Below are 16,093 nucleotides of genomic sequence, written 5' to 3'. Positions count from 1 at the left end.
GGAGCTTTTACATGATCTCAACCTTGCGCCGTGGCCTGCTGGTATTACTGGCGTTGCTACCGATGCTGGCTAATGCGGCCACTACGCCGTCCGCGCATGACCTGGTGGATCGCACCACCAAGGAATTGCTCGCTGACCTGGCGGCCAACAAAGAACAGTACAAAACCAATCCCAGCGCCTTCTACGATGCACTCAATCGCATTGTCGGGCCTGTGGTGGATGCCGATGGCATTTCCAAAAGCATCATGACCGTCAAGTATTCGCGCAATGCTTCGCCGGCCCAGATGCAGCGCTTCCAGGAAAACTTCAAGCGCAGCCTGATGCAGTTCTATGGCAATGCCTTGCTGGAATACAACAACCAGGGCATCACTGTTTCCCCGGAAAAGCCTGAAGGCGACGACCGCACCAGCGTCGACATGCTGGTCAAGGGCAACAACGGGGCGAACTACCCAGTGTCCTATACTCTCGTCAAGCTTGGCGGCGAGTGGAAAGTGCGTAACGTGATCATCAACGGCATCAACATCGGCAAGCTGTTCCGTGATCAGTTCTCCGACGCCATGCAGCGCAACGGCAACAACCTGGATGCAACCATCAATAATTGGGCTGGCGAAGTGGCCAAGGCCAAGGAAAAGGCGCCTGACGCTGCCGGTCAGGCTGCGCAATGACTGAGTCCGCCATTCGACTTGGCGCACCGGGTGAGTTGCAGTTGACCGGTGTGCTCGACTATCGCTCCGGTCCGGCCCTGCGCAAGCAGGGTTCGGCACTGATCAAGTCGAGCGAGCTGCCAACTGTGGTACTCGATTGCGCCGGTGTCGAGAAGTCCAGCAGTGTCGGCCTCGCTTTGTTGCTCGCATTCATGCGGGACGCCAAGCAAGCAGGCAAGTCGGTCACCGTTCGCGCGATGCCTGAAGACATGCGCAAGATTGCCCAGGTGTCAGAGTTGACCGAGCTGCTCGGCAACCATTGAAAGATGTCCATTGAATGAGCCCCTCGTCCGGGTCCCGCGTTGCGGGGTTCGCATTGAGTGGGCTTTTTTGTATGATGGCCGACCCGCGCGCGTAGGTCGCCAATCGAGGTTAAGCATGCACGCCGTAGAAGTTAAGAGCTTCCTTGAAGGGAAGTTGCCTGAGATCCAGGTCGAAGTTGAAGGCGAAGGCTGCAACTTCCAGCTCAACGTGATCAGTGACGAGATGGCTACACTTAGCCCCGTCAAGCGTCAGCAGCAGATCTATGCTCATTTGAACCCCTGGATCGCCGATGGCAGCATCCACGCGGTCACTATGAAATTTTTCAGCCGCGCTGCATGGGCCGAGCGCACCTGAGCCAATTGGCGTCGAGATTCTTATGGATAAACTGATTATTACTGGCGGCGTTCGTCTTAACGGCGAAATCCGCATCTCCGGGGCGAAGAACTCTGCCCTGCCGATTCTTGCCGCTACCTTGCTGGCCGACGGACCGGTCACCGTGCAGAACCTGCCACACCTGCACGACATCACCACCATGATCGAGCTGTTTGGTCGCATGGGCATCGAGCCTGTGATCGACGAAAAGCTCAGCGTTGAAATTGACGCCCGTACCATCAAGACCCTGATCGCGCCGTACGAACTGGTGAAAACCATGCGTGCCTCGATTCTGGTGCTGGGTCCGATGGTTGCCCGTTTCGGTGAAGCCGAAGTTGCCTTGCCTGGCGGTTGCGCCATTGGCTCGCGTCCGGTTGACCTGCACATCCGTGGTCTTGAAGCCATGGGCGCGATCATTGACGTGGAAGGCGGCTACATCAAGGCCAAGGCGCCTGAAGGCGGCCTGCGCGGAGCCCACTTCTTCTTCGATACCGTCAGTGTGACCGGTACCGAGAACATCATGATGGCTGCCAGCCTGGCTAACGGTCGCAGCGTTCTGCAGAACGCCGCCCGCGAACCTGAAGTGGTCGACCTCGCCAACTTCCTGATTGCCATGGGTGCCAAGATTCACGGCGCCGGCACTGACACCATCACCATCGATGGCGTGAAGCGCCTGGGTTCGGCGACCTACAAGGTCATGCCCGATCGCATCGAAACCGGTACTTACCTGGTTGCTGCTGCGGCCACTGGCGGTCGCGTCAAGCTCAAGGACACCGACCCGACGATCCTCGAAGCGGTGTTGCTCAAGCTTCAGGAAGCGGGTGCCGAAGTCACCACTGGCGTCGACTGGATCGAACTGGACATGCACGGCAAGCGGCCCAAAGCCGTCAACATTCGGACAGCGCCGTATCCTGCGTTCCCGACTGACATGCAGGCACAGTTCATTTCGCTCAATGCCATCGCTGAAGGCACTGGCGCCGTGATCGAAACCATTTTCGAAAACCGCTTCATGCACGTGTACGAAATGCACCGCATGGGCGCGCAGATCCAGGTTGAGGGTAATACCGCAATCGTCACCGGCACCGAGGTGCTCAAAGGCGCGCCAGTGATGGCGACCGACCTGCGTGCCTCGGCCAGTCTGGTGATCTCGGCCCTGGTTGCCCAGGGCGACACCCTGATCGACCGCATCTACCACATAGATCGTGGCTACGAGTGCATTGAAGAGAAGCTGCAAATGCTGGGCGCCAAGATCCGTCGCGTTCCGGGCTAGTAGACTTCAAACATCCCTGATGCCTGGCCGAATCAGTTCGGTCAGGCATCAGGGATTGCACTTCGATACTTGTGTGATTTTTGATTCGTTCCACCTCATGCCTGGTGTTCTTCGCGTGAGGGTTGTTCGGCGCCGATTGCGTCCGGACAAAAGTTTCCTGATAAGGACTGACGTTTCCCATGTTGACCATCGCACTGTCCAAGGGCCGTATCCTTGACGACACATTGCCGCTTCTCGCTGAAGCGGGCATCGTGCCGACCGAGAATCCGGACAAGAGCCGCAAGCTGATCATCCCCACGACCCAGGCCGATGTGCGTCTGTTGATCGTGCGCGCCACCGATGTGCCGACGTATGTCGAGCATGGCGCTGCCGACCTGGGTGTCGCCGGTAAAGATGTGCTGATGGAATACACCGGCCAGGGCCTTTATGAGCCGCTGGACCTGCAGATTGCCAAGTGCAGGCTGATGACCGCCGGTGCCATTGGCGCCGTAGAGCCCAAAGGTCGTCTGCGCGTGGCCACCAAATTCGTCAACGTTGCCAAGCGTTATTACGCCGAGCAGGGCCGTCAGGTTGACATCATCAAGCTGTACGGCTCGATGGAACTGGCGCCGCTGATTGGCCTGGCTGACAAGATCATCGACGTGGTCGACACCGGCAACACGCTGCGCGCCAATGGCCTGGAGCCCCAGGAATTGATCGCCATGATCAGCTCGCGTCTGGTAGTCAACAAGGCTTCGATGAAAATGCAGCACGCCCGCATCCAGGCGCTGATCGACACCCTGCGCAACGCAGTGGAGTCACGACACCGCGGCTGACTTACCCGCGCGACCTTGAGTCGCGCCCGTCTATCCGCCTCATAGCCAGAATTCTCAGGTGCCCAAGCGGATCGACTGCTAGTTTAGGGCGCCTGAGTTTTTGCCATTCCTATGAGGCTCTCGCTATGACCGCACCGACTGCAATTCGCCGACTCAATGCTGCTGACCCTGATTTCGCACATCATCTGGATCATCTGCTGAGCTGGGAAAGTGTGTCTGATGATTCGGTCAACGAGCGCGTGCTGGAAATCATCAAGGCTGTGCGCGAGCGTGGCGATGCCGCGTTGGTCGAGTACACGCAGCGTTTTGATGGTTTGCAGGTCGCTTCGATGGCGGATCTGATCCTGCCGCGCGAGCGTCTGGAACTGGCATTGACGCGCATCACCCCGGCCCAGCGCGAAGCACTGGAAAAGGCCGCGGATCGGGTGCGCATGTACCACGAAAAGCAGAAACAGGATTCCTGGACCTACACCGAGGCTGATGGCACGGTGCTGGGCCAAAAAGTCACGCCGCTGGATCGTGCCGGGCTCTACGTGCCGGGTGGCAAGGCGTCTTACCCTTCATCGGTGCTGATGAACGCCATTCCCGCGAAAGTGGCGGGCGTCACCGAAGTGGTCATGGTGGTGCCGACTCCGCGTGGCGAAATCAACGAACTGGTGCTGGCCGCCGCCTGTATTGCCGGTGTCGACCGGGTGTTCACCATCGGCGGCGCACAAGCGGTTGCCGCATTGGCCTATGGCACGGAAAGCGTGCCCAAGGTCGATAAGGTCGTCGGCCCCGGCAACATCTATGTGGCAACGGCCAAGCGCCACGTATTCGGTCAGGTCGGCATCGACATGATCGCCGGTCCTTCGGAAATTCTCGTGGTCTGCGACGGCCAGACCGATCCGGACTGGATTGCCATGGACCTGTTTTCCCAAGCCGAACACGATGAAGACGCCCAGGCGATTCTGGTCAGCCCGGACGCCGAGTTCCTCGATAAAGTCGCGGCGAGCATCGCTAAATTGCTGCCGACCATGGAGCGTGCCGAGATCATCGACAAGTCGATCAATGGCCGTGGTGCGTTGATCAAAGTGGTGGATATGCAGCAGGCGATTGAAGTCGCCAACCGTATTGCGCCAGAACACCTTGAATTGTCGGTGGCCGATCCGGAAACCTGGTTGCCGCTGATCCGCCACGCGGGCGCGATCTTCATGGGCCGCCACACCTCCGAAGCCTTGGGCGACTATTGCGCGGGACCGAACCACGTATTACCTACGTCGGGCACCGCGCGCTTCTCATCGCCGCTGGGTGTGTACGATTTCCAGAAGCGCTCCTCGATCATTTATTGCTCGGAGCAGGGCGCGTCTGAACTGGGCAAGACCGCTTCAGTGCTGGCCCGAGGCGAGTCTCTGACCGCTCACGCACGTAGCGCCGAATATCGCATCATCGACAGCACTGAAGGGCAGGGGAACTGAGATGAGTAAATTCTGGAGTGCGTTCGTCAATGATCTGGTGCCTTATGTGCCGGGCGAACAGCCGAAGCTGACCAAACTGGTCAAGCTCAACACCAACGAAAACCCTTACGGCCCGTCGCCAAAGGCCCTGTCGGCCATGCGCGCCGAGCTGACCGATGACCTGCGCCTGTATCCGGATCCAAACAGCGATCTGCTCAAGCAGGCAGTGGCCAGTTATTACAGCGTGCCGGCCAGCCATGTCTTTCTCGGTAATGGCTCCGACGAAGTGCTGGCGCACATCTTCAACGCGTTTTTCCGCCACGACAAACCGCTGCTGTTCCCGGACATCAGCTACAGCTTTTATCCGGTGTATTGCGGACTCTACGGCATCGATTTCGACGCCGTGCCGCTGGATGAGCAATTCCAGATTCGCGTCGAGGATTATGCCAAGCCCAACGGCGGCATCATTTTCCCTAACCCGAATGCGCCAACGGGCTGCCTGCTGGCCCTTGAGGCTGTGGAGAAATTGCTCAAATCCAGCCCGGATTCAGTGGTCGTCGTGGACGAGGCGTACATCGACTTTGGCGGTGAAACCGCGATCAGCCTGGTGCAGCGTTATCCAAACCTGCTGGTCACGCAAACCTTGTCCAAGTCGCGCTCGCTGGCGGGCTTGCGCGTTGGTCTGGCGGTTGGCCATCCGGATCTCATCGAAGCACTGGAGCGGGTCAAGAACAGCTTCAACTCCTATCCGCTGGATCGCCTGGCGATTGTCGGCGCGACGGCGGCGTTCGAGGATCGTGAGCACTTCGACGCCACCCGCAATGCAGTGATCGCCAGCCGTGAAGCGCTGATCGTGGCGTTGCAGGGTAAAGGCTTTGAGGTGTTGCCTTCGGCGGCGAACTTCATCTTCGCCCGTCACCCCGGCCACGACGCGGCCGGGCTGGCGGCGCAGTTGCGTGAACAAGGCGTGATCGTGCGGCACTTCAAGCAGGAACGCATCGCGCAATTCCTGCGTATCAGCATTGGCACGCCAGAGCAGAATCAGGCGCTGCTGGATGGGTTGGCGGGGTTGTAGGTTGCAAGCGCAATATCTGTAGGACCGGCTTTAGCCGGGAGGACGCGCTCCCGGCTAAAGCCGGTCCTACCAATGAAGCGCTAATTCGAGAGCGATACGCCAGACGCGCCTATTCTTGCTCAACCGGCGTCACCGCCGGTGGCGGGCGCATGCCGACTTCAGCGCTGAGCTTCATTTCCTTGCCGTTACGCATGACCTGAATGTCGATCTTGTCGCTGGGTTTGGTGCGAGCCACCTGATTCATTGAGCGTCGTCCGTCGCCGGCGGGCTCGCCATTGATGCTCAGGATTACATCACCCAGTTGCAGGCCGGCTTTCTGCGCAGGTCCGTCGCGGAAAATACCCGCGACAACGATGCCCGGACGATCCTTCAAACCGAACGACTCTGCCAGTTCCTGGGTCAAGGGTTGCACTTCAATGCCCAGCCAGCCACGAATCACCTGGCCGTGCTCGATGATCGACTTCATGACGTCCATCGCCAGCTTGGTCGGAATCGCAAAGCCAATGCCCTGTGAGCCGCCGGACTTGGAAAAGATCGCGGTATTGATACCGGTCAGGTTGCCATTGGCATCGACCAGCGCACCGCCTGAGTTACCCGGATTGATGGCGGCGTCGGTCTGGATGAAATCTTCGTACGTGTTCAAGCCAAGCTGATTACGGCCCGTGGCGCTGATAATGCCCATGGTCACGGTCTGGCCGACGCCGAACGGGTTGCCGATAGCCAGCGCGACATCGCCGATGCGGATACTGTCCGAGCGGCCAATGGTGATTGCTGGCACGTTCTTCAGGTCAATCTTGAGCACCGCAAGGTCGGTCTCCGGGTCGCTGCCGATCACCCGGGCGATGGTTTCCCGACCGTCCTTGAGCGCCACGACGATCTGGTCCGCGCCGGTGGTAACGTGGTTGTTGGTCAGGATGTAGCCTTCCGGACTCATCATGACGCCCGAGCCAAGGCTGGATTCCATGCGTTTCTGCTTGGGCAGGTTATCGCCGAAGAAGCGCCGGAACTGCGGGTCTTCAAAGAGTGGATGACTGGTCTTGTTAACCATCTTGGTGGTGTAGAGGTTTACGACTGCAGGCGCAGCCATGCTCACTGCGTCGGCATAGGACACGGGCCCTTGCTGGACTTTAGTGGTCTGTGGAGCCTGTTGCAGATTCACATCGAGGCTGGGCAAACCGACCAATTGCGGGTAGCGCTGAATAATCAGTAGAGCGATGAGCACACCGGCCAGCAACGGCCAGCCGAAAAACCGCAGTGCTTTGAACATTGAACAGTCCTGAAAGTGGTTCGACGCTGCGGCTGGTCGCCCATCTGCGCCATAATGGGCGGCATTATACGAGCAGTTGCTGTCCTGTCTCGGAAATAAGCTGTACGAAAGTGTACGTTTTCCCGAGTCAGGACACTATCCGCTCAGAACCGAATATTCAGGAGTCTTTCATGGCTGTTGCGCTGAGCACCCTAGTAGAAGAAGCCGATCGTTATCTGAACAGCGCCCGCATCCAGGACTACTGCCCGAACGGCCTGCAAGTCGAGGGCCGCCCGCAAGTCATGCGTATCGTCAGCGGCGTCACCGCCAGTCAGGCGTTGCTCGATGCAGCGGTGGATGCCCAGGCCGATCTGATCCTCGTGCACCACGGTTATTTCTGGAAGGGCGAAAATCCCTGCGTGACCGGCATGAAGCAGCGCCGCCTGAAAACGCTGCTCAAGCACGACATAAGCCTGCTGGCGTATCACTTGCCGCTGGATCTGCATCCGGACGTCGGCAATAACGTGCAGTTGGCGCGACAGTTGGATATCACCGTCGAAGGACCGCTGGATCCGGAAAACTCGAAGGTCATTGGTCTGGTCGGTTCCCTGGCCGAACCGATGATGCCTCGGGATTTTGCCCGGCGTGTCCAGGACGCGCTGGGCCGCGAACCCTTGCTGATCGAAGGCAGCGAGATGATTCGACGGGTTGGCTGGTGTACCGGCGGCGGGCAGGGTTACATCGATCAGGCGGTGCTGGCTGGCGTCGATCTGTTCCTCAGTGGCGAAGCCTCGGAGCAGACGTTTCACAGTGCCCAGGAGAACAACATCAGCTTTATTGCTGCCGGGCACCATGCGACCGAGCGCTACGGAGTCCAGGCCCTGGGTGATTATCTGGCCCGGCGCTTTGCGCTGGAACATCTGTTCATCGACTGCCCCAATCCGATCTGATCACCCAAACGAGGCGGTATATCCATAGATCGTTTCGATCTATCCCGTCTCCTGAATAGAAGCAGGCGCTGTGCTAGAGTGCGGCCTCGAACACGGCCCGCTGGCCGTCCCGGGCGTTTGCCCGGTCAATAACGAATGTAATCCGTGAGTAGCCATGGTCGACAAACTGACGCATCTGAAACAGCTGGAGGCGGAAAGCATCCACATCATCCGCGAGGTCGCCGCCGAGTTTGATAATCCGGTGATGCTGTACTCCGTCGGTAAAGACTCTGCCGTCATGCTTCACCTGGCGCGCAAGGCGTTTTTCCCGGGCAAGTTGCCGTTCCCGGTAATGCACGTGGATACCCAGTGGAAATTCCAGGAAATGTATCGTTTCCGCGACCGCATGGTCGAGGAACTGGGCCTGGACCTGATCGTTCACGTCAATCCCGATGGCGTCGCGCAGGGTATCAACCCGCTGACCCACGGCAGCTCCAAGCACACTGACATCATGAAGACCGAAGGTCTCAAGCAGGCCCTGGACAAATACGGCTTTGATGCCGCGTTTGGTGGCGCGCGTCGTGATGAAGAAAAGTCTCGTGCCAAAGAGCGCGTGTACTCGTTCCGCGATACCAAGCATCGCTGGGACCCGAAAAACCAGCGCCCAGAGCTGTGGAATGTGTACAACGGCAACGTCAACAAAGGCGAGTCGATCCGTGTATTCCCGCTGTCCAACTGGACCGAGCTGGATATCTGGCAGTACATCTACCTTGAAGGCATCCCGATTGTGCCGCTGTATTTCGCCGCCGAGCGCGACGTTATCGAGATGAACGGCACCTGGATCATGATCGACGACGAGCGCCTGCTCAATCACCTCAGCGATGAGGACAAGGCACGCATCGTCAAGAAGAAAGTCCGTTTCCGCACACTTGGCGACTACCCGTTGACGGGCGCAGTCGAGTCCGAGGCCATCAGCCTCACCGACATCATTCAGGAAATGCTCCTGACGCGAACTTCCGAACGCCAGGGCCGGGTCATCGATCACGATGGCGCAGGTTCGATGGAAGAAAAAAAACGTCAGGGTTATTTCTAAACGGGGTGTCACATGTCGCATCAATCTGAATTGATCAGCGAGGACATCCTCGCCTATCTGGGCCAGCACGAACGCAAGGAAATGTTGCGCTTTCTTACCTGTGGCAACGTCGATGACGGCAAGAGCACGCTGATCGGGCGTCTGCTGCACGACTCCAAGATGATCTACGAAGATCACCTGGAAGCCATCACCCGCGATTCGAAGAAATCCGGCACCACCGGCGATGACGTGGATCTGGCGCTGCTGGTCGACGGCCTGCAGGCCGAGCGCGAGCAGGGCATCACTATCGATGTGGCTTACCGCTATTTCTCCACCGCCAAGCGCAAGTTCATCATTGCCGATACACCGGGCCACGAGCAGTACACCCGCAACATGGCCACCGGCGCATCGACCTGCGACCTGGCGATCATTCTCGTGGACGCCCGTTACGGCGTGCAGACCCAGACGCGGCGACACAGCTTTATTGCCTCGCTGCTGGGCATCAAGCACATCGTCGTGGCGATCAACAAGATGGACCTCAACGGCTTCGACGAAAGCGTTTTCGAGTCGATCAAGGCTGATTACCTGAAGTTCGCCGAAGGTATCGCCTTCAAACCGACGACCATGGCCTTCGTGCCAATGTCGGCCCTCAAGGGCGACAACGTGGTGAACAAGAGCGAGCGTTCGCCTTGGTACACCGGCCAGTCGCTGATGGAAATCCTCGAAACCGTCGAGATCGCCAACGACCGCAACTACACCGACCTGCGTTTCCCGGTGCAGTACGTCAACCGTCCGAACCTGAACTTCCGTGGTTTCGCCGGCACGCTGGCCAGCGGCATCGTGCACAAGGGCGACGAAGTCGTCGTGCTGCCGTCGGGCAAGAGCAGCCGCGTGAAATCCATCGTCACCTTCGAAGGTGAGCTGGAGCACGCAGGTCCTGGTCAGGCAGTCACCCTGACCATGGAAGACGAGATCGATATTTCCCGTGGCGACCTGTTGGTACACGCCGACAATGTGCCGCAGGTTTCCGACGCGTTCGACGCCATGTTGGTGTGGATGGCCGAAGAGCCGATGTTGCCGGGCAAGAAATACGACATCAAGCGCGCAACCAGTTACGTGCCGGGTTCGATCACCAGCATCGTGCACCGCGTCGATGTGAACACGCTTGAAGAAGGCGCAGCCAGTTCGTTGCAGCTCAATGAGATTGGTCGCGTCAAGGTCAGCCTTGATTCGCCTATCGCGCTGGACGGTTACGACAGCAATCGCACCACCGGTTCGTTCATCGTCATTGATCGCTTGACCAATGGCACCGTCGCGGCGGGCATGATCATCGCCAAAGCGGTGGGCAGCAGCAGCGCCAATCATCATGGCAAGCTAGCCCATGTAGCGACCGAAGAGCGTGCCCAGCGCTTCGGCCAGCAACCAGCCACCGTGCTGTTCAGCGGCCTTTCCGGCGCAGGTAAAAGCACTTTGGCCTATGCGGTCGAGCGCAAGCTGTTCGACATGGGGCGCGCGGTGTTCGTGCTTGACGGCCAGAACCTGCGTCACGACCTGAACAAGGGTCTGCCGCAGGATCGTGCCGGGCGTACCGAGAACTGGCGTCGTGCCGCTCACGTGGCGCGTCAGTTCAACGAAGCGGGCCTGCTGACGCTGGCAGCGTTCGTCGCGCCGGATGCCGAAGGTCGCGAGCAGGCCAGGTCGCTGATTGGTGCTGATCGTCTGCTGACGGTTTACGTCCAGGCGTCGCCGACCGTCTGCCGCGAGCGTGACCCACAAGGCCTGTATGCCGCCGATGGCGACAACATTCCCGGTGAGTCCTTCCCGTACGACGTGCCGCTCAACGCCGATCTGGTCCTCGACACGCAGTCGCTGAACCTTGAAGAAAGCGTCAAGCAAGTGCTGGAACTGCTGCGCAGCCGTGGCGCGATCTGATCCTTGAGCTGACGCCGTAACAAAAAACCCGCCAGATGATGGCGGGTTTTTTGTTGATACACCTCGTAGGACCGGCTTTAGCCGGGAGGGCGGGAGTCGATTCGCAGCAAATGTATCGTCAGAACGAATGAGCTCCCGGCTGAAGCCGGTCCTACGGATCCCATGTGGCGGGAGAAAACGAATCTACGCCCACAAAAAACCCCGCCATTCATCTCAATGGCGGGGTTTTTGTGTGCAGCGTGTCGCGAATTACTTTTTCAGACCGTAATGCTCATCCAGCATGCCTGGAGAATTCGGCATTTTCGGGGCGTAGTCCTTTGGCGGCTCTGCTGCGGTACGTGGCGGCGTCAGACGATCACGCTGGATCGTATTGGCTTCCGGGTGCAGCGCAGCGAGCAGGCGCTGACGGGTCTGTTCATCGAGGGCCAGACGATTGGCGCCCTCGGCGAGGTGTTCCTGGACTTCCTGATAACTCTGGGACAGCTTTTGCACCAGATTAGCCGTACTGTTGAAGTGAGTGACCACCTCGTTCTGATAATTGTCGAAACGCTCCTGAACGTCATCCAGCTGGCGCTGGGTACCGTTGGGGGCGGTGTTGGGCAGCAGACGTGCGACCAGGAAACCGATAACCACACCGGCGACCAGCGCAAGGGTCGGCAACAACCAAACTAAGAGCGAGTGTTCCACGAGTCCTTCCTCTATAAACGGCTTTGCTTTACGTTAACGGCTCGAACCTGCTCTGTATACCGCGACACGCTCACGGATACGTAACCGGCAGACAATCAGCTAGACGAGTCGACCCAATTCGAGGTCACGGAGTTCATTTTTGCTCATGCGCGAAACCCCTGTTTTGATTGATGGCCCAGTGGGCCAGCTCGAAGCGCTTTACCTGGATCTGGCGGATGCCAAAGGCCTGGCGCTGATTTGCCATCCTAACCCGGTACAGGGCGGCACCATGCTCAATAAAGTCGTCTCGACCCTGCAACGCACGGCTCGCGACGCTGGCTTGAGTACCCTGCGCTTCAATTATCGCGGCGTCGGCGCCAGCGCGGGCACCTCCGAAGCCAGTGTCGGCGAAGTCGAAGATGCTGTCGCCGTGGCCCGCTGGTTGCGCGAGCAGCAGCCCGACCTGCCGATCACCTTGTTCGGTTTTTCCTTTGGCGGCTACGTCGCGGCAACCCTGGGAGGGCGGCTTGAGGCCGGTGGCGAGCAACTGAAACATCTGTTCATGATCGCGCCTGCGGTCATGCGCCTGGGCGAACAGGATCAGTTGCCGCAGAACTGCCCGCTGACCCTGATCCAGCCGGAAACCGACGAAGTCATCGATCCGCAAGTGGTGTATGACTGGTCCGCCGCGCTGCCGCGTCCACATGAGCTGCTGAAAGTGGCAGAATGCGGACACTTTTTTCACGGCAAGCTGACTGATCTCAAGGATCTGGTCATGCCGCGCCTTTCGAATTGATGACAGCCCGATAAGCGACCCGCCATGACCACTCGTATCCTGACCGGTATCACCACCACCGGCACACCTCACTTGGGCAACTACGCGGGCGCGATTCGCCCGGCCATCGTTGCCAGCCGCGAGAGCGGTGCCGATTCGTTCTACTTTCTGGCTGACTACCACGCCTTGATCAAATGCGATGACCCGCTGCGCATTCAGCGCTCGCGTCTGGAAATCGCCGCGACCTGGCTGGCTGCTGGCTTGGACGTTGACCGCGTTACGTTTTATCGCCAGTCCGACATCCCGGAAATCCCGGAGCTGACCTGGCTGCTGACCTGCGTGGCGGCCAAGGGCCTGCTCAACCGCGCTCACGCTTACAAGGCGTCGGTGGACAAGAACGTCGAGACCGGCGAAGACCCGGACGCCGGCATCACCATGGGCTTGTACAGCTACCCGGTGCTGATGGCGGCGGACATCCTCATGTTCAACGCCCATAAGGTGCCGGTCGGTCGCGACCAGATCCAGCACGTGGAAATGGCCCGTGATATCGGCCAGCGCTTCAATCACCTGTTCGGCCAGGGCAAGGAATTTTTCGTCATGCCCGAAGCCCTGATCGAGGAAAGCGTTGCCACGCTGCCGGGTCTGGACGGGCGCAAGATGTCGAAAAGCTACGACAACACGATCCCGTTGTTCAGCAATGCCAAAGAGATGAAAGACGCGATTTCGCGCATCGTCACCGACTCCCGTGCGCCGGGCGAAGCCAAGGATCCGGACAACTCGCACCTGTTCACCCTCTATCAGGCCTTCGCAACGCCTGAGCAGAACGCTGAGTTCCGTTCCGAGCTGTTGCAGGGCCTGGGCTGGGGCGAGGCGAAGAATCGCTTGTTCACCCTGCTGGACAGTCAGCTGGGCGAAGCGCGGGAAAACTACCATCGCCTGATCGAACGTCCGGCCGATCTGGAAGACATTCTGCTCGCCGGTGCCGCGAAGGCCCGCAGCGTCGCGACGCCGTTCCTTGGCGAACTGCGCGAAGCCGTCGGCCTGCGCTCGTTCCGCAGCAACGTTCAGGTGGCGACCGCCGGGAAGAAAAAAGCCGCCAAAGGCGCGCGCTTCGTCAGCTTCCGTGAAGACGATGGCAGCTTCCGCTTCCGTCTGCTCGCCGCCGATGGCGAACAGCTGTTGTTGTCGCGCAATTTTGCCGACGGCAAGGCTGCAGGCGCCGCCAGCAAACAGTTGCAGCAGGGCGGCGCACTCGACGTTCGTGCTGAAGGCGATAGCTTCACTTTGTGGCTTGATGGCCAATGTGTGGCCGACAGCCCGGCATTTGCCGACGCCACGGCTCGGGATGCAGCCATCGAAAGCCTGAAAGCGGCGCTGACCCCGCAACAGGATTGATTGCCATTCTGCCGGGCCGTCGCTACAGTGACGGCCCGTTTTTGTTGCCTTGCTAACGAATATGACCCCCCTAGAACGATATCAAGCAGATCTGAAGCGCCCCGACTTTTTCCATGACGCCGCGCAGGAAACCGCCGTGCGCCATTTGCAGCGTTTGTACGACGACCTGATCGCCGCGCACACCAGCAAGCCGGGCATGTTCGGCAAGTTGTTCGGCAAGAAAGAACAGGCTCCGGTCAAGGGTTTGTACTTCTGGGGCGGCGTAGGGCGGGGCAAGACTTATCTGGTCGACACCTTCTTCGAAGCCTTGCCGTTCGACGACAAGGTTCGCACCCACTTCCACCGCTTCATGAAGCGCGTCCACGAAGAAATGCGCACCCTCAAGGGCGAACGGAACCCGCTGACGATCATCGCCAAGCGTTTTTCCGATGAAGCGCGAGTCATCTGTTTCGATGAATTTTTCGTCTCGGATATCACCGACGCCATGATCCTCGGCACGCTGATGGAAGAGCTGTTCAAGAATGGCGTGACTCTGGTTGCCACCTCGAACATCGTCCCGGACGGTCTCTATAAAGACGGCCTGCAACGTGCGCGTTTCCTGCCGGCGATTGCCCTGATCAAGCTGAACACCGAGATCGTCAACGTCGACAGCGGCGTGGATTATCGGTTACGCCATCTTGAGCAAGCCGAGTTGTTCCACTTTCCTCTGGATGAAGCTGCTCAGGAAAGCCTACGCAAAAGCTTCCGCGCCCTGACGCCGGAATGCACCAAAGCCATCGAAAATGATGTGCTGATGATCGAGAACCGCGAAATCCGCGCCGTTCGTACCTGTGACGACGTGGCCTGGTTCGATTTCCGCGAGCTGTGCGACGGACCGCGCAGCCAGAACGACTACATCGAACTGGGCAAGATTTTCCATGCCGTGCTGATCAGTGGCGTTGAGCAGATGAACGTTACCACCGACGACATCGCTCGCCGTTTCATCAACATGGTCGACGAGTTCTACGACCGCAACGTCAAGCTGATCATCTCGGCTGAGGTCGAACTCAAGGACCTGTATACCGGCGGACGCCTGAACTTCGAGTTCCAGCGCACGCTCAGCCGCCTGCTGGAAATGCAGTCCCACGAGTTCCTGTCGCGGGCGCATAAGCCCTGACGGTCCTACAGTTTCAGCAGGCCGCTCAGGCCGCCTGCTGAAACTGCTGCCGATACTGATTCGGTGACAACTCTGTGTGCTGACGAAACAGTCTCGCGAAAAAGCTCGCGTCGTCGTAGCCCACCTCATAACTGATCGTCTTGATGCTTTTGCGGGTTCCGGAGAGCAGGCCCTTGGCAGTTTCGATGCGAAGGCGTTGCAGGTAATGCAGCGGCTTGTCGCCCGTCGCGCTCTGGAAGCGGCGCATGAAGTTGCGAATGCTCATGCCGTGTTCCCGGGCGACATCCTCAAAACGAAACTTGTCGGCGAAGTGCTCTTCCAGCCAATGCTGGATCTGCAGGATCATCACGTCCTGGTGCAGCTTCTGGCCGCCAAATCCCATACGTCCCGGCGAATAATTGCGCTGCACTTCATACAGAATGTCCCTCGCCACGGCCTGGGCGACGTTGGCGCCGCAGAATCGCTCGATCAGGTAAATATAAAGATCACAGGCCGACGTAGTCCCGCCTGCGCAATACAGGTTGTCAGCGTCTGTCAGGTGTTTCTCCTGATTGAGCAAGACATTGGGAAAACGCTGACTGAATTGCTCGAAGAAACGCCAGTAAGTGGTCGCTTCCTTGCCATCCAGCAAGCCCGATTCGGCCAGCCAGAACACGCCACTGGCTTCGCCGCACAAGACCGCACCATTGGCATGTTGCTCACGCAGCCAGGGAAGGATTTGCGGATAACGCTCACGCAACGCATCAAAGTCATCCCAGAACGCCGGGATCACGATCACATCGCTTTGGGCAAGATCGCCGTCGACCGTCAGGATGACGTCGCTGAAGCTGCGCACGGACTTGCCGTCCGGGCTGACCAGGCGGGTTTCGAACGCAGGCGTCCGGCCCTGACCCAGCTGTTTGCTGTAGCGCAGGCTGGCGACATGGAAAAAGTCCTTGGCCTGCATCAGGGTCGAGGCGAACACCCCATCAATGGCCAGAATGCTG

16 protein-coding genes are annotated in these 16,093 nt (G+C 59.1%); 13 read left to right on the top strand and 3 right to left on the bottom strand.

Translation table 11 applies throughout. The features are described 5' to 3' along the window. Positions 1-11 precede the first annotated feature (11 nt). The 7 genes from AABC73_RS23965 to hisC all read left to right on the top strand — a co-directional run bounded on the left by AABC73_RS23965 (position 12) and on the right by hisC (position 5,936). On the top strand, positions 12-665 hold the full coding sequence (locus tag AABC73_RS23965) for an ABC transporter substrate-binding protein (RefSeq protein WP_331149738.1): 654 nt from the start codon (positions 12-14) through the stop codon (positions 663-665). Then, complete coding sequence (locus AABC73_RS23960) at positions 662-967, top strand: STAS domain-containing protein (RefSeq protein WP_341521241.1); 306 nt, start codon at positions 662-664, stop codon at positions 965-967. Before AABC73_RS23965 ends, AABC73_RS23960 begins: the two co-directional genes overlap by 4 nt. Before the next feature lie 115 nt (positions 968-1,082). Further along, positions 1,083-1,322 carry a BolA family protein gene (locus AABC73_RS23955; RefSeq protein WP_065832898.1) on the top strand — a complete coding sequence of 80 codons (240 nt, stop codon included), beginning with the start codon at positions 1,083-1,085 and terminating at the stop codon, positions 1,320-1,322. A 22-nt stretch (positions 1,323-1,344) separates the two neighbouring features. Then, a complete protein-coding gene (gene murA, locus AABC73_RS23950) occupies positions 1,345-2,610 on the top strand; it encodes a UDP-N-acetylglucosamine 1-carboxyvinyltransferase (RefSeq protein WP_341521240.1) in 1,266 nt (421 codons plus the stop codon). Positions 2,611-2,789: 179 nt separating this feature from the next. Continuing rightward, positions 2,790-3,425 carry an ATP phosphoribosyltransferase gene (gene hisG, locus AABC73_RS23945; protein ID WP_020292931.1) on the top strand — a complete coding sequence of 212 codons (636 nt, stop codon included), beginning with the start codon at positions 2,790-2,792 and terminating at the stop codon, positions 3,423-3,425. A 125-nt stretch (positions 3,426-3,550) separates the two neighbouring features. Then, positions 3,551-4,882 carry a histidinol dehydrogenase gene (hisD, locus tag AABC73_RS23940; protein ID WP_341521239.1) on the top strand — a complete coding sequence of 444 codons (1,332 nt, stop codon included), beginning with the start codon at positions 3,551-3,553 and terminating at the stop codon, positions 4,880-4,882. Position 4,883: 1 nt separating this feature from the next. Further along, positions 4,884-5,936 carry a histidinol-phosphate transaminase gene (gene hisC, locus AABC73_RS23935; RefSeq protein WP_341521238.1) on the top strand — a complete coding sequence of 351 codons (1,053 nt, stop codon included), beginning with the start codon at positions 4,884-4,886 and terminating at the stop codon, positions 5,934-5,936. A gap of 109 nt (positions 5,937-6,045) precedes the next feature. On the opposite strand, the gene algW is transcribed toward hisC, so the two are convergent. After that, positions 6,046-7,203 carry a Do family serine endopeptidase AlgW gene (gene algW / locus AABC73_RS23930; RefSeq protein ID WP_341521237.1) on the bottom strand — a complete coding sequence of 386 codons (1,158 nt, stop codon included), beginning with the start codon at positions 7,201-7,203 and terminating at the stop codon, positions 6,046-6,048. 170 nt (positions 7,204-7,373) lie between these two features. On the opposite strand from algW, the gene AABC73_RS23925 reads away from it, so the two are divergent. From AABC73_RS23925 to cysN, 3 genes are all read left to right on the top strand, one after another. Further along, entirely contained in the window at positions 7,374-8,132 is a 759-nt protein-coding gene (locus AABC73_RS23925; RefSeq protein WP_341521236.1) for a Nif3-like dinuclear metal center hexameric protein, read from the top strand. Positions 8,133-8,286: 154 nt separating this feature from the next. Further along, entirely contained in the window at positions 8,287-9,204 is a 918-nt protein-coding gene (gene cysD, locus AABC73_RS23920; RefSeq protein ID WP_331149745.1) for a sulfate adenylyltransferase subunit CysD, read from the top strand. 12 nt (positions 9,205-9,216) lie between these two features. Continuing rightward, on the top strand, positions 9,217-11,115 hold the full coding sequence (cysN, locus tag AABC73_RS23915) for a sulfate adenylyltransferase subunit CysN (protein ID WP_341521235.1): 1,899 nt from the start codon (positions 9,217-9,219) through the stop codon (positions 11,113-11,115). Positions 11,116-11,364: 249 nt separating this feature from the next. Here cysN and AABC73_RS23910 read toward each other — a convergent pair whose 3' ends face one another. Continuing rightward, a complete protein-coding gene (locus tag AABC73_RS23910) occupies positions 11,365-11,802 on the bottom strand; it encodes a DUF1043 family protein (RefSeq protein WP_341521234.1) in 438 nt (145 codons plus the stop codon). A 145-nt stretch (positions 11,803-11,947) separates the two neighbouring features. Here AABC73_RS23910 and AABC73_RS23905 point away from each other — a divergent pair, with 145 nt between their 5' ends. The 3 genes from AABC73_RS23905 to zapE all read left to right on the top strand — a co-directional run bounded on the left by AABC73_RS23905 (position 11,948) and on the right by zapE (position 15,107). Next, positions 11,948-12,577 (top strand): alpha/beta fold hydrolase, encoded by a 630-nt coding sequence (locus AABC73_RS23905; RefSeq protein ID WP_341521233.1) that lies wholly within the window; start codon positions 11,948-11,950, stop codon positions 12,575-12,577. Positions 12,578-12,601: 24 nt separating this feature from the next. Next, entirely contained in the window at positions 12,602-13,951 is a 1,350-nt protein-coding gene (locus AABC73_RS23900; RefSeq protein WP_341521232.1) for a tryptophan--tRNA ligase, read from the top strand. 61 nt (positions 13,952-14,012) lie between these two features. After that, positions 14,013-15,107: a cell division protein ZapE gene (zapE, locus tag AABC73_RS23895; protein WP_341521231.1), complete on the top strand. Its 1,095-nt coding sequence runs from the start codon at positions 14,013-14,015 to the stop codon at positions 15,105-15,107. Between the two features lie 25 nt (positions 15,108-15,132). Here zapE and AABC73_RS23890 read toward each other — a convergent pair whose 3' ends face one another. Beyond that, a complete protein-coding gene (locus AABC73_RS23890) occupies positions 15,133-16,053 on the bottom strand; it encodes a GlxA family transcriptional regulator (RefSeq protein WP_341524320.1) in 921 nt (306 codons plus the stop codon). Positions 16,054-16,093: the final 40 nt, after the last annotated feature.

Origin of the sequence: Pseudomonas sp. G.S.17 (assembly GCF_038096165.1) — a bacterium.
Taxonomy (GTDB): domain Bacteria; phylum Pseudomonadota; class Gammaproteobacteria; order Pseudomonadales; family Pseudomonadaceae; genus Aquipseudomonas.
The sequence above is the reverse complement of the archived record's forward strand: the minus strand, read 5'-3'. Positions and strand labels throughout refer to the sequence as shown.